The following is a 22,403-nucleotide window of genomic DNA, read 5'->3' as shown; positions in this document are numbered from 1 at the left end:
ATCGGAAACACCAACTCCATCGGGAACTCCCACGCCATCGGAAACACCAACTCCATCGGGAACTCCCACGCCATCGGAAACACCAACTCCATCGGGAACTCCCACGCCATCGGGAACTCCCACGCCATCGGGAACACCAACTCCATCGGGAACTCCCACGCCATCGGAAACACCATCGGTAACGCCAACTCCATCGGGAACTCCCACGCCATCGGAAACACCAACTCCATCAGAAACGCCAACTCCATCGGAAACACCATCGGTAACGCCAACACCAACTCCATCGGGAACTCCCACGCCATCAGAGACACCAACTCCATCGGGAACTCCCACGCCATCAGAGACACCCACTCCATCGGGAACTCCCACGCCATCAGAGACACCCACTCCATCGGGAACTCCCACGCCATCAGAGACACCGACTCCATCGGGAACTCCCACGCCATCAGAGACACCCACTCCATCGGGAACACCGACTCCATCGGGAACACCGACTCCATCGGGAACACCGACTCCATCGGGAACACCGACTCCATCGGGAACACCGACACCAACCAACTTCTTCGACTATGCCTCATCCCCCAACAGCGTTACTCAAAACTTCAGCAACATCACTCAACCTGTCACTATCATTGGCAGTCCCTTTAACGACAACTTCACCGGTACAAGCAATCCAGACATCCTTGATGGTGGCGCTGGTGATGACATCCTCGATGGTGGCGCTGGCAATGACATCCTAAATGGCGGAGTTGGCAACAACACCCTCACCGGAGGAGTTGGCAATGACACCTTCATCTTTAGTCCCGGAACTGGTACTTTCGGCGGACAAAACCTAATTTTAGACTTCACCCCTGGAGAAGATAAATTACAACTTGATGTCGCCTTCGGTTTCACCTCACCGGAACAAGTGCTCGCAGCATTACAATCTACCCCTTCCGGTTTAGTCTTAAACTTAGGGAATGGTCAAACTATCTCTATCAAAGCCAATTCTCTCTCACCAAGCGACATCATTCTCTTTAGTAATTCCACAGCAACACCGACACCAACGGGAACACCTACGCCATCGGTAACACCGACACCATCGGGAACACCGACACCATCGGGAACACCGACACCATCGGGAACACCGACACCAACGGGAACACCGACACCAACGGGAACACCGACGCCAACGGGAACACCGACACCAACGGGAACGCCAACGCCATCGGGAACACCGACACCAATAACTAATAACATCCCCAATGACGACTGCATCTGCGATGACATTGCCTATCCCAACTTCAACCAACCCAATGCAGTTGAAAACACCATACTTGGCGTATCGGGAATTCAAATAGGCACTGCCCAAAACGATGAATTTATCGGCACTAACAACGGCAATATATTCGATGGCAAATCTGGGAATGACAACTTATATGGTGGAGCCAGCAACGACATCTTTAATGGCAACCAAGGCAACGACTTCATCACTGGAGGCAAAGGTGACGACATCCTCTATGGAGATGAAGGAAACGACATCGTTCTTGGCGAGTCTGGCAACGATTTAATCTTCGGAGGCAAAGGCAATGACTTGTTACATGGCCGCGAAGGTATTGACATCATTCTTGGTGATAAAGATGATGATTTCATCGATGGTGGTAAGGATAATGACGTTTTATATGGAGGCAAAGGTGACGACATAATTCTTGGTAGTCAAGGTGATGACTACCTGTTTGGACAGTTAGGTTCAGATACTATCTGCGGCGGTGTAGGTAATGACTTAATTAGCGGCAACAAACAAGCCGATATCCTGGGAGGATGTGAAGGAAATGATACTCTTTATGGAGGGGAAGATCACGATACTCTCCTGGGCGGAAAAGGTGATGATATCATTTACGGAGACTTGGGTAATGATAGTTTGATTGGCGGTAGCGGCAATGATATCTTTGCCTTAAAAGCTGGTCAAGGATTTGATATAATCGCTGATTTTACCGTCGGTCAAGATTTGATTGGATTAAGCGGTGGTTTGAGTTTTGGTCAGTTAGCCATAACTCAAAATACTCACGGAACTCTCATCAAAAATGTCTTGACAGGAGAGGAGTTAGGTGTGATGATTGGAGTGAGTGCCAATTCGATTACATCGGCTAATTTCATGCTGGTTTAAGGAAAGGAAGGAAAAGTGCGAGAGCCCCTTGAGTAAAAAAGGGATCTCGCATCAAAACCAAAGAAACCGGGTTTTTTACCGAATCGGCAGGCTGTAACGCAGTATTTTCGCAAAAACCCGGTTTCTGGCCACCCTAACGAATTTACACTGTCTTAGCCCACTCTATCCAAGTTTCCATCGGGCGGAAACCCACTGATTTGTAAAGCTTTGTCGCCCCCGTCAAACTATCAGCATCGACGCTGAGTTTAGCTGTGTTTGCACCCGCCGCTTTCAACTTATGCAAACCTGCTAATAGCATCGCTTTTCCTAAACCCATTTTCCGAAAATCTCGCCGCGTTCCTAACAATTCAATCCAACCGTCTTTTGTGCCGCTGCGGGCGTTTTTTTGGGGTTTGATTTGACAGTCGCAGAAAGCAGCAAATTTACGATCGCCCGAAACAGCAATCAAGTCTAATTCCGGCTGATAATTCGGATCTTGCATCCAATAACGCACGGTTTCCGCAGTTAAATCGTGGTGATTCCAGTGATCGATAAATGACTGGTTGAACATCTCTACCCAGGGTTGGATGTCTTGTTCTCCCGATACGTGAGTCAGTGCAAAATCGGCAGGGAATTCCGGCGCGGGAATCGGTTCGGCGAGGGATCGGGCCATTGTCCAAAAATAGCGATCGACCTCAAAGCCCTGTTTTTCTAACAGCCGCATCTCATCGGTTTGGTCCTCGCGGCTGTAGGTACGCAATTTCGCGGGCAAATTCCGTTCTTTCGCGACTTCGCGCAGCCGCTTTTCGCCCCATTTAATTATGTCTTTTTCCAAACCTGCGCCGCGCACCTTTGGATGCACGTAAAACCAGAGACAAGCGTCTATTTCCTCTGGCGAATCGGGCATATCTAGGAGTGCTAAACCGATTAGTTTGTAATTCCCATCTTCCCACAACTGCACGTCGCGGGCTTGGTCGAGTTTGGGGGCATCAAGTATTAGCTTGAGTTCAGTTGCTGAGACTTCCTCGCCGAGTCTATCCACAGCTTCGCAAGCATCGATCAAATTTGCGATCGCGCACCAGTCAGTTTCGCCCTTGTAGGAGCGTGTTGTCAAGATATTCATAAAAAACTTGCAATCCGTAATTTCGGACTGTTCCTCTTAATTGGTATTGGCAAACAAGTACAGTAATTCCGACATTTTGGACAAATGTCAGTAACAGGCACTCCGGCCTGTTCCACAAGAAATAAATACTCTTGTGGGGCGGGCTCGCGTGCCCGCACCTAAACTGTTTTTAGTATTTGAGAATGGTGTCGATAAAACTCAGAAACCTGTTTATATCACCCAGGCTTTCAGGTTTTATCTTATAGCGCAATCATAAAAATTGGTTTGCCTTTTTGGGCTAGTTTTGTATGTGAGTTTATGGCTGGATGTCGATGAGTCGCGCTCTCTTTCGTTACCAAGCTTGGTGCTTAAGTAACTACTATTGTTTGAATAAAGTTTCTACAGCTAAGTAAAGAAGTTGTCACCCCCACCGGGTAGTTGATTTTTACTTTTGCTCTGTTTTACAAGAAATCCTTTTTAAGGGATTTTTGGCTCCTCCTGTTAACTCGCCCGATCGGGGGAGGGGAGAAGTTGAACTTATTTAAAAGTTCCCTATTTCAACTATAACCTGAGCTATTTTTTTTTGCAAGTTTGAAATCGAGGGATTCTTGCTAGTATTAACGAGGGTGGCATTTGATTGCAGGAGCGATCGGCTTTTAACCAGCCGTAACTGTAATTTTTATAACGTTTTCCCCTGAATTGAGGATTTAATTTTATCCAAACGTTAAACTAACGTTAAACTGTTTTTTACAGATTAATATGAGGTAAATATGCTCGACAACCTCGATTTAGATATTTCCCTGGATAAAGAAACCTATGATGCCAAGATAGAAATTTTAATGCAACAGTTGCGATCGCTCCAACTGGCCTGCAGGGAAAAAAAATTGCCTGCAATTATCGTCCTCGAAGGTTGGGCCGCCGCCGGCAAAGGCGCCCTCGTCAAAAAAATGGTGGGGTACATGGACCCGCGGGGGTTTGCCGTCCACCCGATTTGGCCGCCGTCAGATGCAGAAATGGGCTATCCTTTCCTGTGGCGGTTTTGGCAGAAACTCCCCGCCCGCGGCAAAATAGGTTTTTTCTACCACAGTTGGTACACTCACATTTTAGAAGACCGATTGTTCGATCGAATCTCCGACGCAGAAGTACCGACAGCCATCAGGCAAATCAACGCCTTCGAGCGGCAGATGGTTGATGACGGCGCCGCAATTGCCAAATTTTGGATTCACTTGAGCAAAAAAGAGCTCAAGCATCGGCTCAAAAAACTAGAAGACGACACCTTACAAGCTTGGCGAGTGCGGCCCGAAGATTGGAAACAAGCCAAAAAATACGAAGAATACACAACTTTTGCCGAAGAAATGGTAGCCCAAACCGGCACGGGCCGCGCACCTTGGACGCTAGTAGAAGGCGATTGTCAACGCTGGGCGAGAGTCAAAGTTTTAACGCAAATGGCAGCGACAATTACAGAAGCCTTAGACAGACTGCCGATGCAATCTGCACCTGTGAAATTGCCGCCTCAAGAAATCTTGCAACCCACCGAACCCGACTTGCTCGCCCAAGTAGATTTAACTCAATCGCTGTCCCCCGACGAATACAAACAGCAACTTCGCGAAGAACAAACCCGTTTTGGCAAACTGCAACAAAGCATTTACGAAGAGGAAATCCCCGTATTAGTGATGTTTGAAGGTTGGGACGCCGCTGGTAAAGGAGGAGCAATCAAGCGCTTGACGGACATATTAGACCCCCGCAGTTACACCGTTAATGCCTTTGGGGCGCCGACAGACGAAGAAAAAGCGCATCACTACCTCTGGCGGTTCTGGCGACGGCTGCCAACGGCTGGTAAAATCAGCATTTGCGATCGTAGTTGGTATGGTAGAGTGCTGGTCGAGCGAGTCGAAGGATTTGCCGCCGAACCCGAATGGCGCCGAGCTTATCAGGAAATCAACGAATTTGAGGAGCAACTCACCAGTTTCGGTTGTGTTTTAGTTAAATTCTGGCTGCACATCAGTCCTGACGAGCAACTAAAGCGGTTTACAGAGCGGCAAAACAATCCATTTAAACAATACAAACTCACCGAGGAAGATTGGCGGAATCGGGAAAAGTGGAATTATTATGAAGTGGCGGTGAATCAAATGATTCAGCGCACCAGCACGCCGCTTGCTCCCTGGACGCTAATTGCGGCCGATAACAAGTATTATGCTCGTGTTAAAGTAATTCAAACGGTAACGCAGGCAATTCGGAATCAACTGAAGCGCCGATAAATTGGGATTGGTGAATCGGTAACAGGTAATGGGGAAAAAAGTAGGCAGAACAAAGCAGGCTTGAATTGTCAATTCCACCTGCGGCGTGCTCGATCCATTACCAATTACCAATCAACTATTACCAGTTATCAATTACCAATTAACTGTCAGCAATCTGTGACTCGAAGTAGCGGGTTTCACCCTGCAACCAATGGTTGATAGCTGACCGGAAGCGAGCATCAGGATAAATGCGATCGGACTGCGTTATTCGCGAAAGTTAAAAACCCACCGATGCCCGTATTTCCTCCCGCAGCTAAATTCGCGCTCGTTTCCAAACTTCTGTACTAATTTATGAAGACACAGAATATTGCAAGATGCCAGAACTGTTAGCTCGCATTCTATTTCTATTCCTCCTGTTCTCACTGATCAAATCGTGGTGGGATCAATCAGGAGGCAAAGACAATCCCTTATTAGACCGGCTGCGCGTTTTGCTGCTGATCAGCCTTTTGATCCTAGCTTTTTTTGCACCAGACACCCCGGTCGGAGCAGCGATTTTCGGGCTCATAGCCTTCTTCTTTAAGCCGCTGGGTTTTTCCATCACTCTGCTGGTGATTGCATCGGCGCTGATCACGAACGGGGGCATCCGCAACCCGGCGCCGAGAATGATCCTGGCAGCGCTGCTAGTTTTGATCCTTTCGAGTATGCCAGTTGTCGCTTACTGGTTCGCCGAGCAAGCAGAACGGGACGCCGCAGCAGCCGTCCGCACAGCTTGCTGCGATGAAACTGCCGCGGCGATCGTCCTCTTGGGCAAGGGAACCACTCAGCCTCACATCCCCAACCGAGTAGCGATTCAACTGACAGATACAGGCAATCGCCTGCCCTATGCAGCCGTTTTGTACCGCCAAAAAGTGGCACCGATGGTCATCGTTACCGCTGGCCCCAGACCAGAGTTGGAGGGTTATGTTGGCGAAGCTAAGGATATCGAGACTTTGCTGGCAAACAACATGGGCGTGCCGCGCAGCAGTATCGTTCTCGACGATAACGGCAGCAACATACGCACCAGCGCCCAAGAGGTGAGAAAGATACTCGACACCCGTGGCGCCCCGCGCAAAGTAATCCTGGTAACATCTGCGATTCAGATGCGCCGTGCCAGCCTCGCTTTTGCGAATATGGGAATCCAGGTGATTCCTAGGGCTACCGACTTCTACACTTTTCAACCCACATCAGGAGGGAAATCTAGTAGACTCCGCTTAGACGCGGGAGATTTTTTGCCTAGTGCAGAAGCTTTGGTAACTACGACGCGAGTATTCGATGAATATTTCGGGTCTTTCTATTACTATTTGCGCGGCTGGCAGGCTCCCAGGGCCTAAAGTGGCAAGTTGCTGGTGTTTTTCTTAGGCAACAGCGACTGCTCCCCAGATTGGTTTAACATCTGATGAGAATGAGACCTTTGTGGGGAGCTGTTTTTTCTCATTCCGGCGGGGTCGCCGACAATCAAGTTTGCCATAAATGCAAACAAAACCCAAAAGATAACTGGCTCCCACTGGGATTTTTTGGGCGGTGCTTCTGCCGCTTTGACAGATTCAACATTGACTTTGATGTCTAGTTTGCCTTCAATTTCTTTGCCTTTGAGAACTCCGTCGCTGCACACACCCTTAAAAGTCATTGGAGCGGGTTTTGGTGCTTCTGGTTTAGCTTCTGCCATTTTTTTATCCTGGTTTTGGTAAATCCGGTTGGATAGTACATTCTCAGAGGTTCGGGGGTTTTCCGGACAGGATTTGGCGAACTCTGAAAGAATTAAGTTAAATATGCACCCCGCCCCTTGCTGGGGCTTAAATATAAGAATCTGAAGGCATTTCCAGCTAGTGCTGGTTTGTTTTAGATAGCAGCCTTGCCTTGAAGCTGCTACTTATATATCCGGGTGAAGGGGAGATTTTTATGCAAAGTACAGGTTTTTTATGAAAAATTTATTTGCTCCCGGCGGGCAGAAACGTCAATAGCCTGAAGTTCGAGCTTGGTTGAGCTCCCCGAAGAAACCCAGTTTCTTCCCGCAGCAGGCCCAAGTGACTCAATTCGGTTAATAAACGGGGTTTCTGGCTCAATATCGCGCCAGGAATGCCAATTTAAAATCTCCAATAATCGAAATAATCGAGAGTGAAAATATCCACCAGCAAACTATCTTGCCTGCAACCCGAACAACTGGAAGCTTGGACAAAAGAGGCAATTAATCGCAGTAAATCCGGTCAAATTCCTGCGTACATACCTCTCCTAGCGCAAGCCGACAGACAAGGGTTTGCCGTGCAAATTCGGGCAATTGACGGTCAAATTGTGAGCTGGGGTAGCATTGCTCAAACATTCCCGCTGATGAGTGTAGTCAAGCCCTTTGTGCTGCTTTATTTGCTGTGCGAATTGGGCGAAAAAACGGTTTTTGACTGCGTTGGCTGCGAGCCTTCGCAACTGCCTTTCAATTCCCTAACTCAACTCGAAATAGACCAAGGGAAGCCGAGAAACCCGATGATTAATAGCGGGGCGATCGCCCTAGCGTCTTTGATTCCCGGTCAAAATGCTGTTGCGCGCTGTCAAAACTTGCTCGATTGGCTGAATCAACAGGCAAACAGTCAGTTATTTGTTGACGAGTTAATGCTCGATTCAGTGCAGACAAATCCGAATCAAAACAATTGGAATCTCGCCTTGAAAATGGTAGAATCTGGTTGTATTCAAAACTCGAAAATTGCTTTAGAAACTTACAATCGCGTCTGCTGTTTGTCGGGAACTGTGGAGGATTTAGCTAAGCTGGGTATGGTTTTGGTAAATAGTGGCGATCTAGCAATGGGGGAAAACTGCCGTACTGTCAAAGCGCTGATGGCAACTTGCGGTTTGTATGAAGCATCGGGCCGCTTTGCGCTGCGGGTGGGACTGCCGGCTAAGTCGGGAGTTAGCGGGGCAATGCTGTCGGTAATTCCGGGTCAAGGTGCGATCGGCTTTTACAGTCCGCCCCTGGATAAAGACGGAAATTCTGTCGGCGGTTTATTTCTGTTAGAAAAAATAGCTAAAACTCTGCGGCTAAGCGTATTTGATTAGATTGGTCAGTAGTCAGTAGTCAGTAGTCATTAGGAATGGGGAATTGGGAATTGGGAATTGGGAATGTCTAATGGGGAATTGGGAAAAAGGTAATTGGAAAAAGGTAATTTTCCCTACTGACTACTGACTACTGACTACTGACTACTGACTACTGACTAATGCTTTTCGCCCAAAATAGCATAAACCACAGTCTCTTCTTTTTTGCCGCGCAATTGAATCGAGCCTACTTTTTGGCCTTCGTAGCGATCGCGCACGTAAGCAAAAGTCCTCGCCGTCACCAACAAATTAAAAGGACTGTCAGAAACAATTTCCTTATTCATCGCCTCCAATCTAGCAGCAACGTTAACAGCATCGCCGATCACAGAATAATTCAAACGCCGGGAACCGCCCACGCTACCAGCAACTAACTGTCCGGTATGCAAACCGATGCCAAACTTAATTAAAGGTTTGTGTTCAATTCTAAGCTGCTGGTTAAGTTGGTGCAGCCGTTCGTGCATCGCAATACAAGCCGCAACTGCATTCAAAGCATCTTGTTGAATTTGCCGATATTCCGTATGGCAAAAAGGCACCCCAAAAACTGCCATAATTGCATCACCGATGTATTTATCTACAACGCCGCCATGATCCATAATACAGTTAGTCATCGCTTCCAAATAATTGTTCAACCAGGTGAGTAAATCTCGCGGCGGCATTTTTTCTGCAATCGAAGTAAAACTACGAATATCCATAAACAGCACCGTTGCTGTAAGTTCTTGAGGTTCGAGTTCTCCCTGTTCAAATATCTCCGCTTTGCGTTCCCAAATAAGCTGAGCAGTCTCTGGAGCAACGTGCTTTTCAAATAACCTCATCAACTGCTGCTTTTCGTACTGTTCCCGAAGTTGCAAAGCAGTGCTAGATAAAATGAGGGTGCCGATAGGTGCGGCAATCGGAACCCACCAAAAAAAGAAGCCAAATAACAAAGCAGCAGCCCCAATCCAAATTATAGGCAAACCGAGAGCGATCGCAATTCTCTCTTTAACACCTCGGTGGCCCAGAACCAAAGCCGTCAGCGGGCCAATCCCCAACAATAACAAAATTTCTACCACTACCGGCAGCCGCTGCAGCAAGCGTTGATTGAGCAAATTGTCAATCAACGCTGCATATAAATAAACCCCAGCCGTAGTCTTGTTGAGAGGTGAAGATATGGGGTCGAAACCCGTAGCAACTATGCCCACTAAAACTAACTTATTGGTCAGAGCATCTGCGGGAATTCTACCTTCTACGACATCAACAAAAGCATAGGTAGGTAGATTTTCTGTTTTCCCCGGCCAGTTAATCCAAACTTTTTTTTCCTGCTTATTTTTTGACTGTGGAAGCAATACTGGATCTTGGGGATTAGCAGCATTGTACCTGTGAGTCATTGCTAAACCGAAATTAGGAATCCCGTTGAGAAAGATTTTTGACTCGCGGCTAATACCGTCGCTATCGGCTTCTTGGCTGATGTGGCCGACACCTGCGGCGGCTGCTTTTAAAGATGCTACGGGTTCTTCTTTGAGGGTTGTAGGGAGTACAACTTTGCCGTTGGCGGCAATTGCCGCAGCTAAAATATCATCTTTAGGACTTGGATCGAGGAAAAGAATGTCAAAACCAACGGCTGTGGGGGGGGATTTTTTCAGCGCTTCTAGCAGTTGGGCGTAGCGGTTGCGAGGCCAAGGAAATTGACCGTATTCCTGCAAGGAATGCCGTTCGATCGCAATTACTGCAATTCTCTGATCCCATCCCGGATTTGGAAAAAATCCCGATTCTCGAATTTGAAATAGGGTTTTGTATCCCAAATATTCAAGGGGTTTCCACATTCCAAATTGCAGCATGGCGACAGACATTATACCTACTACTGCTCCTGTGAGCCAGGGAGGGTTTGTGGCTATATATTGCCGCAGGCCGAGCAGTTGATTTGGTTTGAGATGATCGATCCATTCTTTGAACTTCATGCAATTAATTTGACGCAATCATTGACATTCGAGTCGGACTTTCGAGAGGAGCTATATCAATCCTTGCAGGAGTCGTAAATTTTTTACCCCACCCCAACCCTCCCCTTATCAAGGGGAGGGAGTAAGAAATTCACAAATGATGCGAGGATTGCTATATATCAATTCCGGTGGCACTCTTGGGGATTTTTAACTGTTGACTGTTGAGTCTTGACTCGGTATCTAAAAACTGAATGGTTGAGTGTTAACTGTTGATTCGATTCTATTATTCCGATGCAACCGGAAACGATATTATAGTTATGAATTTTTACCATACCGTAAGGGCGAAGCTTGGGCGCAAAGTGTCTTTATTTTGACTAATTTGTTGGGCATCTAAATTATATTTGTAGGCGGGCGGGACACCTCACAATAATTGAATTAAACTTGACTTTAATATTTAGACGCGGCTGGGCTTACAAAGTTTCACCGCGAAATGCTTCGCCCCTACACGAAATAATCAACTCAAATAAGACTTACGATTTAACTCACGTCCTCAGAGACTGCCCGCGCATTTTACTCTTAAAGACGTTGTTTAGGGAACTGTGAGGCTGTAATGCCGTTCTGTGATTGACGGGCCTCGGACTACGATTTTGAGGCGGCGGCTTGGAGGTAAAATTCCTTGGATTTTGAAGTTGCCATTTCGATCGATCTTAATCGCTTCGTTGTTGACATAAATTATGTCAATCGGGTTAATTTGACCGCTGAGGCTATAAATATTGCCGCTGACTCTCAACAACCTGCGGACTTTGAGTTTAGCTAGGCGAGGGCTCGCTGAGGGCGCCACGGGCGAGGTTTGAGGGAAAATTGTCGTGGCGTTACCGCTGTTGACAACTATTTCCGAGTCGGTGCTGCCGGATACTACGACTGCACCTTCAATAGTTTCGACTGCGGTTTTGCCGCCGCCGACGCTGACGCCAAAGGAGGTGCCGCGAACTCCAGCAACGCCTTCTGGGGTTTCAACTCTGACTGGGGCGGTTTTGGCAGATTTTTTTTGTTGGGCAATTTGACTGGATTTGCCGAGTCCGCTGAAGGTATTCAGGGAGGCTATTTGGTTTGGGGGGATAATTGTTGAGGTGTTGGCTGCGGGAGTTGTCGCAGCAGTTTTGCCGATCGACAACCTGACTCGCCCCCTGCTGACAAAAATCGCTGTGTCTTTTTGGCCGCCTGCACTGCTTGACAAATTGGATATTCTGACTGCGGTTTTTTCGGCAACTTCCACGATGCCGCCGTCGTTGTCGATGCCTAAACGGGCTGTGGAATCGGGGCCGGTGATGATTTCGTCTCCGGGGGCGACTAGCCGATCGCCGACAACCGCCGGCCGTCCTTTAAAGCTGACTGTACCGCGAATTTCTTCTATTTCGAGCGATCGTCCGGCCGCTGTTCCCTGGGCGTTTATCGTCTCTGCTGGGGATGGATTTGCCGCCACAGTTGCCGGATTTGTTGGAGATTTTGAGGCTGTTGGCAGTGCTGGCGGTCGATCGACTGAGATAATTTTAGTAGCGTTCGACGGATGTGTGGGGGATGGAGAGAGCGGACTGGCGATCGTCGCACGACCAAGCGGCAGACAGACGAACACAGCTAAGGACAAACTTAGGAGCGGAATTTGGGTCGATCGCCCACAGGTAAAAATTTTATTCATAATTTCAATTTTGTCATATTGAAGTTTCTAGACTTCCTTTCCTGTATCAGACACCCTAAATCCGGCAATCGTTCCACTTTTTCTGCCCTAACACAGCAGCACAAATAAACTTTCTCAGCCTGAAATTTTAGCATTAAATCTTTTTTTTATTTTCAGATTGTAGTAAACCGTTACAACATGACCGTTTCCTACAATCTGACATTCGGAAAATTTTGCAAGCTAGACTCCAAGTGCTTTACAGCATTAATCTTAGCCGATGTCAACGTTAGAAATACAAGATTTATATATAGCAAACCTAAAATTAATTACTGCTTCTGAATGTCTTTTGGCTTCTGCCGGAAGGATGACTAATTGGAAATAAATCCTGTAGTGGTGGCAATTAATAAAAAGATTGTTTTTGCGAAGGGATAAAAAATAATTATCTCCGTGGTGCGCGAGACTCTGGAAGTTGAGCTTGCCGCTGTGGAAGCTTATGAAGCAAACCCAAGCGAATCCGGCTAGACGATCGACAAACTCCGACTAGAATACCGTTTTTTAGGGAAAGTTGGTGGAAATTTCGAGGGAAAATCATAGCGAGCGATCGCCTGCTGGTGTTGCTGTTCCGAAGTAGACGCCAAACTGTAAAATAAACGGTTGTATATAGGTTATATAGAGCAGGAGAACAATTTCAGTGGCAATAGAAGTAGGTCAGAGAGTCAAGGTGCGCCGTCTCAGAGATCGGATACCTGCAAATATAGTGGGCAAGATAAAGGAGAATCCAGTAGGCACTGTTGACGGATTCAAAATGGTTGACGGTAGCGGAGTAGGCGTGGTTGTCAAGTTTGACGGTTTTGCGACTTGGTTCTTTGAAGATGAGCTAGAACCCGTTTAACAGATGTAGAAGGAAGAAGGAAGAAGGAAGAAGGAAGAAGGAAGAGGAAAAATTTTCCCAATTCTTCCCCTCACCCACTCACCCACTCACCGACTCTCCTCTTCCTCCACTCTCCTCCCTCCCCCACTCTGGCTGAAGGTTGCGCTTAAATGTTAAAGAGTAAGCTTTGGCAGTGAGAACAGAAAATGGCTTTGATTTTGACATTTTTGGGCAAAGGCGGCACTGGCCGCAGTACGATCGCGATCGCAACAGCTAAAAAATACGCGGCTCAAGGCAAGCGAGTTCTGCTGCTCGGCCAAGATCCGGGCCCTGCATTGGGTATTCTGCTAGGGGTTCCTCTGACTCTCAGCCCCCAGGAAATCGCCCCCAACCTCAAAGCAGTTCAGGTGCAAAGCGCGCCGCTGCTAGAACGCAGGTGGGACGAAGTTAAACAACTAGAAGCTCAATATGTCCGCACTCCGTTTTTCAAGCAGATTTACGGTCAAGAATTAGGAGTGTTACCGGGAATGGACAGCGCGCTGGCGTTGAACGAACTTCGGGAATACGAGGACAGCAAACAATACGATGTCATCGTTTATGACGGCAATGGCGGCATGGATACGCTGCGGATGCTGGGAATGCCGGAAATTCTGAGTTGGTACATCCGCAGGTTCCGCCAAGCTTTGGTAGATTCGGATTTGGGGAAAGCGCTTTCACCTTTTATTCAACCGGTTGTCAGTACCGTGTTGACTGTGGATTTGTCTGGGGATAATGCTTTTCAATCGACTAAGCAAGTCGATAATCTTTTGGATAAGGGTAAGGAAGCGCTGGCAGATCCGAACCGCACGGCGGCTTTTTTGGTGACGACTGGGGATGCAAGTGCGATCGCAACTGCTCGCTATCTTTGGGGAAGTTCTCAACAAGTTGGCTTGACTGTGGGCGGTGTCATTGTTAATCAAGCATCGGTTACAGAAGCTATTACTGCCGAGTTTGATCCTTTGACGGCTGTTTCGGTTCCGGCGCACAGTGACAATAACTGGCAGCCGCTAATTGATGCTTTGCCAGATTTTTCGGAGGCGGGAAAAGCTCCTAAACCGATTAACATCAACATTGCACAGCGTCAAGTTAGTTTGTTTTTGCCTGGGTTTGACAAGAAAGAAATTAAATTGATTCAATCGGGGCCGGAAGTGACCATCGAAGCGGGCGATCAGCGGCGCAATATTTTGCTGCCTCCGGCGCTAACTGGGAAGTCTGTTACTGGTGCTAAGTTCCTGAATGGTTACTTGATTATTTCTTTTTAGGGTAAGGAAGAAGGCACGACACGGATTTTGACACGGATACACGGATGAATTATCGAGTTCTCTAATATCATGTCTCGTTGATTCGCGATCGTATAATTTGTGCGATCGTAAGGGCGGCTTTCACAAACAATAATCGCCGGAAAAAACACTCTCAAAAACCCGCCATCTCCCCACGGTAAATCGAAATTTACATTCAGATTTACCGTGGGGTGGGGGCGGGTTTATATAGATTCTTGGTCATCGTTATATATTGTTGGTGAACCCGCCCCTACGACATTCAACCGCTAAATCTGCTACAATCTCCAAACAGGTTTCACGATTACTGGTAAAGTTAATCCCTAACTTCCAAACCATCGACTATTATGAAAGCAAGAGATATTATTAGTCTGCAAGCCCTTGGCGCTGCTTTAGCTAAACTAGATTCATCTGTCCAGCTTGGCGACTTGGAAGAGAATATAAGTCGTCAGATATTGGCTTTAGAAAAATTAGCCGAACAAAACAACACTCTGAACGAAATTTACACAAAAGAACGCCTCGACTTACAAGATCAGTACGAAGCCAAATCAAAAGACAAACGCTACCAGCCGACAAGTGACAGCATTTACAGCACCGACGCTATAAATTTAAGCCCTTCCTTTCCTCAGCCGCCTGAAGAAATGGAAAATCCCTCTGAAATAGCTAAAGCCTTTGACAATTTAATTGCATCTTTTAATAAAATTAAAAGCCTGTACGCGGTTGAAAACCCTAGAGAAAGTTTTCAAATCATCATGGAACAAGAAGCGCTCGCACTTTTGATTTTAGAAGCTCATTCTAAGATTAGAGAACTCTTTCCTACGGAAAGATTAGGCTTGGAAGTGAAAACCGATCCAGAAATTGCCAATTGGCGATCGCTGTGGATTACCATTTACACCAAACTCGAAGTCGATGAAGCTTTTGCAAAGTTAAATATCCTTGATGATAGTTGGTGGCTCGAAGCTAAAATAGCGGCCCCCAAAAATGATTTACATATTAGCCTTGAATGGGATTCAAATGAGATTTGATTGGTCGGAATATTTGAATTTAGCTCAAGAGTTAGCTGCCACAAATAGTGACAGTTCAGCTAACAGGGAAGCCAAGTTGCGATCGGCGATAAGTAGAGCCTACTATTCGACATTTTGCCTAGCGCGAAATTACTTACGTGACATTGAACAAGACCCAAGACTTTTTCGTAAGAATCGCGATATCAACGAACATCAATATGTAGCCGAAGAATTTATAGAGCACCCAACTAAAATGAAAAATATGGTCAAAATAGGTGAAAATTTAAGCAGATTGAGAGAACTTAGGAATAAAGCTGATTATGAAGATACTATGTTTAACTTACAAAGAGAAGCGAGAACAGCGTTAATGCTAGCTCAGAATATTATTTCAGCGTTAAGTAACTTAACTGAATAATCCGGTAAATCTGAGATGTTGCACCATTCTCAATAAGCTTTTTATGAACAGGCAAGATGTGAGGTAAATGGGAATCGACCCCAATCAATTGTAATTGCAACTCGTACAAAAACCCGGTTTCTTGAAGAAACCGGGTTTTTTAAGAAAATTACCTAACTTTTACCGTTACCGTTTCCATTGCCGCCAGTCGTTTGCAAAACCCGCTTAGCTAAAGGTTCCGGCACTTCTTGCAATCGATCGAACTCCCAATTAAAAAATCCGACTCCCATTGTCTGCGATCGCAATTCTACGATCAAATTCTGCATTTCTGCGATCGGCAAATAAGCAGAAACTGCATCCCATCCCTTCCAGCCTTTTTTACCTTCGTAGCCGAGGATTTGGCCGCGGTGTCCGCTGACCAACTGCAACACCTTTGATGTACACTCGTTCGGAGCGCAAATTTCAACTTTGGCGATCGGCTCCAGCAATGCCGGTTCGCACTTGGCCATTCCCTCCTGCATCGCCAAACGCGCCGCTTGCTTGAAAGCTTGTTCGGAACTGTCAACGGTATGATAGGAACCGTTCGTCAGCGTCACCGCTACGTCTACCACGGGGAAACCCAGCGGGCCGCGGTCCAAATACTCGCGCACTCCCACTTCCACGCCGGGAATGTACTGTTTTGGGACGACGCCGCCGACTATTTTGTCGCTAAAGCTGAAACCTTCTCCGCGGGGCTGCGGTTGAATGTCGAGGTACACGTCGCCAAACTGTCCGTGTCCGCCGCTTTGGTGTTTGTAGCGCCCGTGGATGGAAGATGCTGGTTTGCGGATGGTTTCTTTGTAAGGCACTTGCGGTAAGTGAGTTACCATCGGCAAGTTATACTTGCGGCGCAACCTGTCTAAGGCTACTTTCAGGTGGATTTCGCCTTGACCCCAAAGTATAATTTCGTGAGTGTCGCCATGCTGTTCCCAGACTAAAGATGGGTCTTCTTCTAGCAATTTAGCTAAAGCGGAGCTCAGCTTAACTTCATCGTTGCGCTTTTCTGGGACGATCGCCAGTGCGTAGACAGGGGAGATGATTTCGGCTTTTGGTAATTCTTCCGATCGGTCGATCGCCAGCGTATCGCCTGTTTTCAGGCCTTCTAGCCTTCCCAAAGCCACAATTTCCCCGGCGCTGACGGATTGCAAACTTTGCGTTTGCTGGCCGGTCAAGCGGTACAAACCGTTAACTCGAACGCCGTTCAAAGTTGCTCCGTCTGCCAGCGTCCCCCGCCACATTCTCACTAACGATAGTTTGCCTCCCTGCGGTGTGTAATAGGTTTTGAGGATTTGAGCCAAAACTTTGTTTTCACTTTGTATAATCCCCCGGCGATCGGCTGTAGCTTCCGGTGTCGGCGCTTCCCTCAGCAAAGCTTCCAGCAGAGGCCGCACGCCGAAATCTTGTTCGGCGATGCCGATGAATACTGGCACAATTAAATCTGCGCCTAATTCCATCTTTAAATCGCGGGTAATTTCTTCGGCGTCGGGATTGATTTCTTCGAGCAATTCTTCGAGTAAATGGTCGTCAAAATTCGCCAATTCTTCGAGCATTTGCTGCCGCGCTGCGCTTTCTTCTGGTTTGAGGTGTTCTGGAAGCGGGACGGGATCTGCGGCGGCGCCCGGATGGTAGTGGTAAGCTTGTTCGGTTACTAAGTCGATAAAACCGATGATTTGTTCGTTTTTGCCGATCGGATATTGGTGAGGTACGATCGGTCTACTGGAAACGGATTTGAGCGCGTCGATCACCTCGGTGAAGTTGGTGCCGCAAGTAGTTTCGTCTGTGTAAGCTCGATCGATCTTGTTGATGAAAACTAAGTGGGGAATTTCCCAATCATCGAGGAATTTAAACAGGGGTGCGAGGGTTAAAGTGCGATCGGCAACTGGTTCGCAAACTATTATCGCCGCATCCACACCAATCAGCGCATTGTAAGTTTCTTGGGCAAATTCTACCGAGCCCGGACAGTCGAGAAAGGTGAAGCGGACGCCTTCATATTCAGCGGTGGCGGCGTTTACTTCTACGCTCATTTGGCGATCGCGCGCTTCCGGCGAACTATCACCTATTGTGTTGCCCTCTTTGACATTTCCTTTGCGGGTAATTGTCCCTGTCACTGACAGCAAACTTTCTAGCAGTGCGGTTTTACCGCTTAAATAAGGGCCAACAATTGCAACGTTCCGCGTGGCCCCAAGGACTTTGTGGTTCATAATAGCCTCCAACAGAAAACTTGTTTTCTATTGCTCTTGGTGCAATCAGTTCTATACCATTTTCTAGACTTTTTCTAGGTTAATTTTTATTGCAGTTTCGAGCAACTTTAGATTTTGGTATGATTCTATACTTTTGACGGTAGCGTGTTTTGAGTGACGCAAACACAAATTGTAGTTTTTCTTAATATTTGGATTTTTTAACCGCAGAGAACGCAGATCGGATTCTCGTTCCCAGGCTCGGCCCATTGGTAACAGCTTAAGACTGAAACTCATAATAAATGTCGCTTGTAGTTGAGTCTAGATCCCCCTAAATCCCCCTTAAAAAGGGGGACTTTGAGAAGAATCTTGTCCCCCCCTTGTTAAGGGGGGTTAGGGGGGATCTAGGCTTCGATATAAACAAGAGAGACGGTTAGTTTAACATTAAAGTGTCACCAATGGGCTTTGCCTGGAAACGAATTTAACTCTTGCTCTGCCTCGATTAAATCGCGGTTTTTTCGTGTTATCTAATTTCTCAGGAGTCGCAAACCGCTTAATGTTACTATTACTGTAGAGCCTTCGTGACCGATTACGCCTAAAGGCATGGTGATGTTTCCGAGAAAATTGGCAGCCAGTAACAGTATAATGCAACTGAGTGCAAAAACAATGTTTTGTTTGACAATTTTTTGAGCGCGGCGGCCTAAACTAATTGCTTTAGCTAGTTGCTCTAATTTATCTGCCATTAATACTATATCAGCAGTTTCTAAAGCAACATCGCTGCCGGAAATTCCCATCGCAATGCCGACGGAAGCTTGAGCGAGGGCGGGGGCGTCGTTGATGCCGTCTCCCACCATTGCTACAGTTTGATACTGGGTTTGCAGTTGTTTAATTGCCTGCACTTTGTCTTCTGGCAAAAGTTCGGCGTACACTTCTTTGATGCCTAATTGGCTGGCGATGTGTTGAGCTGTTTGCTCGTTGTCGCCGGTTAGCATAATTATATGTTCTACGCCTAATTTTTGCAAGCGTTTTACTGTTGCTGCTGCTTCGGGGCGGATGGTATCTGCTACTGCAATGATTCCCAAAAGTTGAGCGCCCTTTGCCACCCAAACAACTGTTTTACCTTCGGCTTGCAATTGCTGGCTGATTTGAGTCAATTCGGAAGTTGCTTCGACAAATTCGGCTTTACCAATGGCAATGATTTGATTGTTGACTTTGCCGACTATTCCTTGACCGATTTTTGCTTGTACGTCGGTAGCGGTTGACAATTGTAACTGTTGCTGCTGGGCGGCGCTGACAATTGAAGAGGCGATCGCGTGTTCGGAATGAGCTTCCAAAGCCGCTGCCAATTGCAGAACTTCTGTTTCAGTATATCCGGCTGCTGGTACAATTTGGATAACTTCAGGTTTTCCCGTGGTGAGAGTTCCGGTTTTGTCAAAGGCGATCGCCCTGACTTTACCAATCATCTCTAATTGCGCGCCACTTTTAAACAAAATCCCCTGTCTCGCCCCGTTAGCAATTCCCGAAAGCAGCGCCGGCATAATCGAAGCCATCAGCGCGCAGGGGGAGGCGACTACTAGGAAAATCAGCGCCCGATAGATTGTCTCTTCCCAATTCCAGCCCAAAACAAAGGGCGGCAAAGTTGCCAGCAGCAAGCCTAAACCGACGATTAATTTAGCATAACCGCGCTCGAATTTTTCCACAAACATTTGAGAAGGCGGCGCTGCTGTTTGCGCTTCTTGGACCAGCCGAATCACTCGCTGAATCAAGCTGCTTTCTGGAGTTTTATGAACTTCGAGTTTCAGCGCGCCGACACCGTTAATTGTACCTGCATAGACTTCATCGCCCCTGGTTTTTTCTACGGGCATCGATTCGCCGGTAATCGAGGCTTGGTCGATCGCACTGTAACCTTCAATAATTATCGCATCTGTGGGGATGATTTCTCCCGGCTTGACTAAAATGCAATCGCCAATTTCCAATTTGTCGATCGCAACTTCCCGTTCCCCGCCGTACATTACTACCCTAGCAGTATCCGCAGTCAAACTCATCAAACTGCGGATGCTGCGTTCAGTCCGCTGCATAGCATAACCTTCAAGCGCGCCGCTAATTGCAAAGATTAAAATCAACACCGCACCGTCAACAATTAAATGATATTCTTGCCGCCACAGCCCCAAACCGGCCGCGCCCAAAGCAGCAACAATCATTAACAAATCTACATCTAATTCGCGTTCTTGAAAAAGCGTAGTTAAGCCTTCGCGGGTACTGGAATAGCCGCCGATAACATAAGCTGCGGGTAAGATGAATACGGCTACACCCAGCCAGCCGAATTGCAGCGCTAGCGAACCCAAGATTACTAGAATTCCGCACAGGGCGGCAGTCACAGCATCTGGATGTTCTTCTGCTAACTGGGAGATGCGAGAAATTGACAAAGAATTAGAAATCATTTGTAAAGCTTGATTTGGTAGAATGACTCCTGTAGCCTAAACCTTGACATTAATGTCAATGTCAAGAGTGAAATTAAAATAAATCTAGAATCAACTCGCCCTTGGTTGAGTCTCAGAGTCGGACAGCCCGACAGGGAATGAATTCCCTGTCTCATAGCGCAAGTCCTCTGAAAGAGGACTCAAGAGAGTTGAGAATTGAATTTAATGTTTCAGTCGGTTTTAACCGACTTCTGCTATGAGACGGGGATTTCAATCCCCGGCGGACTGTGGGTGAATGCGTGGGAATTGATTACCGGGCTGACTGTGGGTGAATTCGAGAATCAAATATACAATCAAAATCCCAAAATCCCATGCAAGAATACCTGACAATCAAACAACTTACAGAAGCGGTAAAAGGCACAATTACCCCTCGGATGGTGCGACATTATCACGCTTTGGGGCTGCTATCTCCGGCCGTACGATCGACCTCTAACTATAGATTGTATACCCGCAGCGACGTGCAAAGACTGCAAAGAATAGTTGCACTCAAGCAGCAAGGCTTTCAACTGTCTCACATCCGCAAACTGTTAGAAACAGACGCGGATGCTTCGCCTGACGCGCTGATGGCGACTCTGCAACGGCAATATCTGTCGGTTATTCAGCAAATTGTTCGCCTCAGAGAAACGGCTTCGGCGCTGGAAGGATTGCTGGGACGGGATATTTCTTGTCAAGCGGTGCAAGCGGACGCCTTGGCGCAATTAAGGCTGTTGCAGGCGGAAACTGAGGGGGGGTTGGATGAGTTGGAACAAGTTTGGGAGGGTTGGGATGCGGGGGCGCACACTCACCCGGAGGATTTTGGGGAGTCGTTGCAGCATTTGTTGCCGGATTTGGGCGATCGCTCGGAAATTGAGGTAGACTTGCTTTCTAAACTGGTGTTAGCCTGCGGTGATTGTTCGCTGCTGCCGTTTGTGAAGTTGAGCGAAACGGCGATTAAATCGGCGCGGGAAGCTTTGAAAAATCAGTGTCAAATTGTGGCTGATGTGCCGCCTGTTTTTGCGGCTTTGGATGGGACTAGATTGGCGCATTTGGGAACAAGTATTGCAACTTTAATTGATGACCCGCACATCAATGCTGCGGCGGAAGCGGAACAGGAATTCTGGCAGCAGCGTGAGTGGTTTGAAAAGTTGTTGAAGCTCGAAAAAGGATGTATATTGGTGATAGGATATGCGCCGTCTGTGCTGATGGCGGTTTGCGAGGCGATCGAGAGTGGGCAACTGCAACCGGCTTTGGTAATTGGTATGCCGATCGGTTTTAGTCATTCTCCGGTGGCGAAACGGCGGTTAGTGCGATCGGGCGTTGCTTATATTACGACTCTGGGAACTTTTGGCGGCGGGTTGTTGGCGGCGGTTGCTTTGAATGCTTTGGTTGAGTCTTTGATTGAAAAGCCGAATTGTCATTGTCATCTCAAGTAAAGATGGGATTTAGGTTGGTTGTGGCGAAGAAGGAGTCAGGAGTCAGGAGTCAGGAGAAGAATACTCTCTTTCCTCCTGTCTCCTCCTCTGGTGAATACTTCCGAAAGTTTTAATCCCTGATAGGGAGTTAGGTTAATTGCGGCTTGCCCGCTTGCTGGGTAGCGCTTTTAGCACCTTGCCTCATGTTTCAATCCCTGATAGGGAGTTTGGTTAATTGCGGCTAGAACTTTTCATCCTTTCATAGTTCGGCTCTTGTTTCAATCCCTGATAGGGAGTTTGGTTAATTGCGGCCAAGAGTTAGAATTCGATATTTGATCAGCCTAGGTTTCAATCCCTGATAGGGAGTTTGGTTAATTGCGGCGGGGGGTTCGGGGTTGTTGTTCCTCCCCCGGCCGCGTTTCAATCCCTGATAGGGAGTTTGGTTAATTGCGGCAATATCTAAATGAAGACGCGGCGCAGGAACGGCAGGGTAAGAGCATCTCAATCAGGCTTGACACAAGCACTCTTTGAATCTGCATCATATAGTCATCATTCATCGCCG

The 22,403-nt window shown here is 47.3% G+C and carries 17 protein-coding genes and 1 CRISPR repeat array; of the genes, 10 read left to right on the top strand and 7 right to left on the bottom strand.

The window, feature by feature from the left end:
* Positions 1-2,146: calcium-binding protein (locus QUB06_RS30425; protein WP_333438448.1), on the top strand; the 2,146-nt coding region annotated here is incomplete at its 5' end.
* Between the two features lie 142 nt (positions 2,147-2,288).
* Here the strand turns inward: QUB06_RS30425 and QUB06_RS30420 are convergent.
* Positions 2,289-3,248: a GNAT family N-acetyltransferase gene (locus QUB06_RS30420; protein ID WP_333438447.1), complete on the bottom strand. Its 960-nt coding sequence runs from the start codon at positions 3,246-3,248 to the stop codon at positions 2,289-2,291.
* 749 nt (positions 3,249-3,997) lie between these two features.
* Between QUB06_RS30420 and pap the strand changes: the two genes are divergently transcribed.
* Together pap and QUB06_RS30410 are read left to right on the top strand one after the other, a co-directional pair.
* On the top strand, positions 3,998-5,485 hold the full coding sequence (pap, locus tag QUB06_RS30415) for a polyphosphate:AMP phosphotransferase (protein WP_333438446.1): 1,488 nt from the start codon (positions 3,998-4,000) through the stop codon (positions 5,483-5,485).
* Positions 5,486-5,838: 353 nt separating this feature from the next.
* Positions 5,839-6,834 (top strand): YdcF family protein, encoded by a 996-nt coding sequence (locus QUB06_RS30410; RefSeq protein WP_333147803.1) that lies wholly within the window; start codon positions 5,839-5,841, stop codon positions 6,832-6,834.
* Here QUB06_RS30410 and QUB06_RS30405 read toward each other — a convergent pair.
* Positions 6,831-7,169 carry a hypothetical protein gene (locus QUB06_RS30405; protein WP_333438445.1) on the bottom strand — a complete coding sequence of 113 codons (339 nt, stop codon included), beginning with the start codon at positions 7,167-7,169 and terminating at the stop codon, positions 6,831-6,833. The two genes, QUB06_RS30410 and QUB06_RS30405, sit on opposite strands and share 4 nt — an antisense overlap.
* Before the next feature lie 449 nt (positions 7,170-7,618).
* On the opposite strand from QUB06_RS30405, the gene glsA reads away from it, so the two are divergent.
* Positions 7,619-8,545, top strand: a complete 927-nt coding sequence (glsA, locus tag QUB06_RS30400) for a glutaminase A (RefSeq protein ID WP_333438444.1) — start codon at positions 7,619-7,621, stop codon at positions 8,543-8,545.
* Between the two features lie 155 nt (positions 8,546-8,700).
* Here glsA and QUB06_RS30395 read toward each other — a convergent pair whose 3' ends face one another.
* Together QUB06_RS30395 and QUB06_RS30390 are read right to left on the bottom strand one after the other, a co-directional pair.
* A complete protein-coding gene (locus tag QUB06_RS30395) occupies positions 8,701-10,515 on the bottom strand; it encodes an adenylate/guanylate cyclase domain-containing protein (RefSeq protein WP_333438443.1) in 1,815 nt (604 codons plus the stop codon).
* A gap of 568 nt (positions 10,516-11,083) precedes the next feature.
* The gene (locus tag QUB06_RS30390; RefSeq protein WP_333438442.1) at positions 11,084-12,190 is read right to left on the bottom strand and encodes a FecR domain-containing protein; all 1,107 of its coding nucleotides are present in this window, start codon (positions 12,188-12,190) and stop codon (positions 11,084-11,086) included.
* Positions 12,191-12,860: 670 nt separating this feature from the next.
* Here QUB06_RS30390 and petP point away from each other — a divergent pair.
* The 4 genes from petP (at position 12,861) to QUB06_RS30370 (ending at position 15,775) form a co-directional block, all read left to right on the top strand.
* The gene (gene petP / locus QUB06_RS30385) at positions 12,861-13,061 is read left to right on the top strand and encodes a cytochrome b6f subunit PetP (protein ID WP_333070922.1); all 201 of its coding nucleotides are present in this window, start codon (positions 12,861-12,863) and stop codon (positions 13,059-13,061) included.
* 185 nt (positions 13,062-13,246) lie between these two features.
* Complete coding sequence (locus QUB06_RS30380) at positions 13,247-14,341, top strand: Get3/ArsA fold putative tail anchor-mediating ATPase NosAFP (protein WP_333438441.1); 1,095 nt, start codon at positions 13,247-13,249, stop codon at positions 14,339-14,341.
* 362 nt (positions 14,342-14,703) lie between these two features.
* Positions 14,704-15,381: a hypothetical protein gene (locus QUB06_RS30375; RefSeq protein ID WP_333438440.1), complete on the top strand. Its 678-nt coding sequence runs from the start codon at positions 14,704-14,706 to the stop codon at positions 15,379-15,381.
* The gene (locus QUB06_RS30370) at positions 15,371-15,775 is read left to right on the top strand and encodes a HEPN domain-containing protein (RefSeq protein ID WP_333438439.1); all 405 of its coding nucleotides are present in this window, start codon (positions 15,371-15,373) and stop codon (positions 15,773-15,775) included. The genes QUB06_RS30375 and QUB06_RS30370 overlap by 11 nt, the downstream gene beginning before the upstream one ends.
* A 152-nt stretch (positions 15,776-15,927) precedes the next feature.
* On the opposite strand, the gene QUB06_RS30365 is transcribed toward QUB06_RS30370, so the two are convergent.
* The 3 genes from QUB06_RS30365 to QUB06_RS30355 all read right to left on the bottom strand — a co-directional run bounded on the left by QUB06_RS30365 (position 15,928) and on the right by QUB06_RS30355 (position 20,411).
* The gene (locus QUB06_RS30365; RefSeq protein WP_333438438.1) at positions 15,928-17,994 is read right to left on the bottom strand and encodes an elongation factor G; all 2,067 of its coding nucleotides are present in this window, start codon (positions 17,992-17,994) and stop codon (positions 15,928-15,930) included.
* A 63-nt stretch (positions 17,995-18,057) separates the two neighbouring features.
* Entirely contained in the window at positions 18,058-18,267 is a 210-nt protein-coding gene (locus tag QUB06_RS30360; RefSeq protein ID WP_333286024.1) for a hypothetical protein, read from the bottom strand.
* 230 nt (positions 18,268-18,497) lie between these two features.
* The gene (locus tag QUB06_RS30355; RefSeq protein WP_333438437.1) at positions 18,498-20,411 is read right to left on the bottom strand and encodes a heavy metal translocating P-type ATPase; all 1,914 of its coding nucleotides are present in this window, start codon (positions 20,409-20,411) and stop codon (positions 18,498-18,500) included.
* A 195-nt stretch (positions 20,412-20,606) separates the two neighbouring features.
* On the opposite strand from QUB06_RS30355, the gene QUB06_RS30350 reads away from it, so the two are divergent.
* Together QUB06_RS30350 and QUB06_RS30345 are read left to right on the top strand one after the other, a co-directional pair.
* Entirely contained in the window at positions 20,607-20,777 is a 171-nt protein-coding gene (locus QUB06_RS30350) for a hypothetical protein (protein ID WP_333438436.1), read from the top strand.
* A complete protein-coding gene (locus QUB06_RS30345; protein WP_333438435.1) occupies positions 20,762-21,862 on the top strand; it encodes a precorrin-8X methylmutase in 1,101 nt (366 codons plus the stop codon). The genes QUB06_RS30350 and QUB06_RS30345 overlap by 16 nt, the downstream gene beginning before the upstream one ends.
* Positions 21,863-21,968: 106 nt before the next feature.
* A CRISPR array of direct repeats spans positions 21,969-22,295; the repeat unit is 37 nt; unit sequence GTTTCAATCCCTGATAGGGAGTTTGGTTAATTGCGGC.
* Positions 22,296-22,403: the final 108 nt, after the last annotated feature.

Source organism: Microcoleus sp. D2_18a_D3 (assembly GCF_036702455.1).
GTDB lineage: Bacteria > Cyanobacteriota > Cyanobacteriia > Cyanobacteriales > Microcoleaceae > Microcoleus.
This window is presented reverse-complemented; position numbering and strand designations above follow the sequence as displayed.

What these genes read in the sequence shown, in the direction of transcription:
- QUB06_RS30355 (WP_333438437.1), bottom strand. Translation starts at nt 20,411, where the DNA reads ATGATTTCTAATTCTTTGTCAATTTCTCGCATCTCCCAGTTAGCAGAA.
- QUB06_RS30405 (WP_333438445.1), bottom strand. Translation starts at nt 7,169, where the DNA reads ATGGCAGAAGCTAAACCAGAAGCACCAAAACCCGCTCCAATGACTTTT.
- QUB06_RS30365 (WP_333438438.1), bottom strand. Translation starts at nt 17,994, where the DNA reads ATGAACCACAAAGTCCTTGGGGCCACGCGGAACGTTGCAATTGTTGGC.
- QUB06_RS30375 (WP_333438440.1), top strand. Translation starts at nt 14,704, where the DNA reads ATGAAAGCAAGAGATATTATTAGTCTGCAAGCCCTTGGCGCTGCTTTA.
- QUB06_RS30360 (WP_333286024.1), bottom strand. Translation starts at nt 18,267, where the DNA reads ATGAGTTTCAGTCTTAAGCTGTTACCAATGGGCCGAGCCTGGGAACGA.
- QUB06_RS30345 (WP_333438435.1), top strand. Translation starts at nt 20,762, where the DNA reads ATGCAAGAATACCTGACAATCAAACAACTTACAGAAGCGGTAAAAGGC.
- QUB06_RS30390 (WP_333438442.1), bottom strand. Translation starts at nt 12,190, where the DNA reads ATGAATAAAATTTTTACCTGTGGGCGATCGACCCAAATTCCGCTCCTA.
- QUB06_RS30370 (WP_333438439.1), top strand. Translation starts at nt 15,371, where the DNA reads ATGAGATTTGATTGGTCGGAATATTTGAATTTAGCTCAAGAGTTAGCT.
- QUB06_RS30395 (WP_333438443.1), bottom strand. Translation starts at nt 10,515, where the DNA reads ATGAAGTTCAAAGAATGGATCGATCATCTCAAACCAAATCAACTGCTC.
- pap (WP_333438446.1), top strand. Translation starts at nt 3,998, where the DNA reads ATGCTCGACAACCTCGATTTAGATATTTCCCTGGATAAAGAAACCTAT.
- QUB06_RS30420 (WP_333438447.1), bottom strand. Translation starts at nt 3,248, where the DNA reads ATGAATATCTTGACAACACGCTCCTACAAGGGCGAAACTGACTGGTGC.
- QUB06_RS30410 (WP_333147803.1), top strand. Translation starts at nt 5,839, where the DNA reads ATGCCAGAACTGTTAGCTCGCATTCTATTTCTATTCCTCCTGTTCTCA.
- QUB06_RS30380 (WP_333438441.1), top strand. Translation starts at nt 13,247, where the DNA reads ATGGCTTTGATTTTGACATTTTTGGGCAAAGGCGGCACTGGCCGCAGT.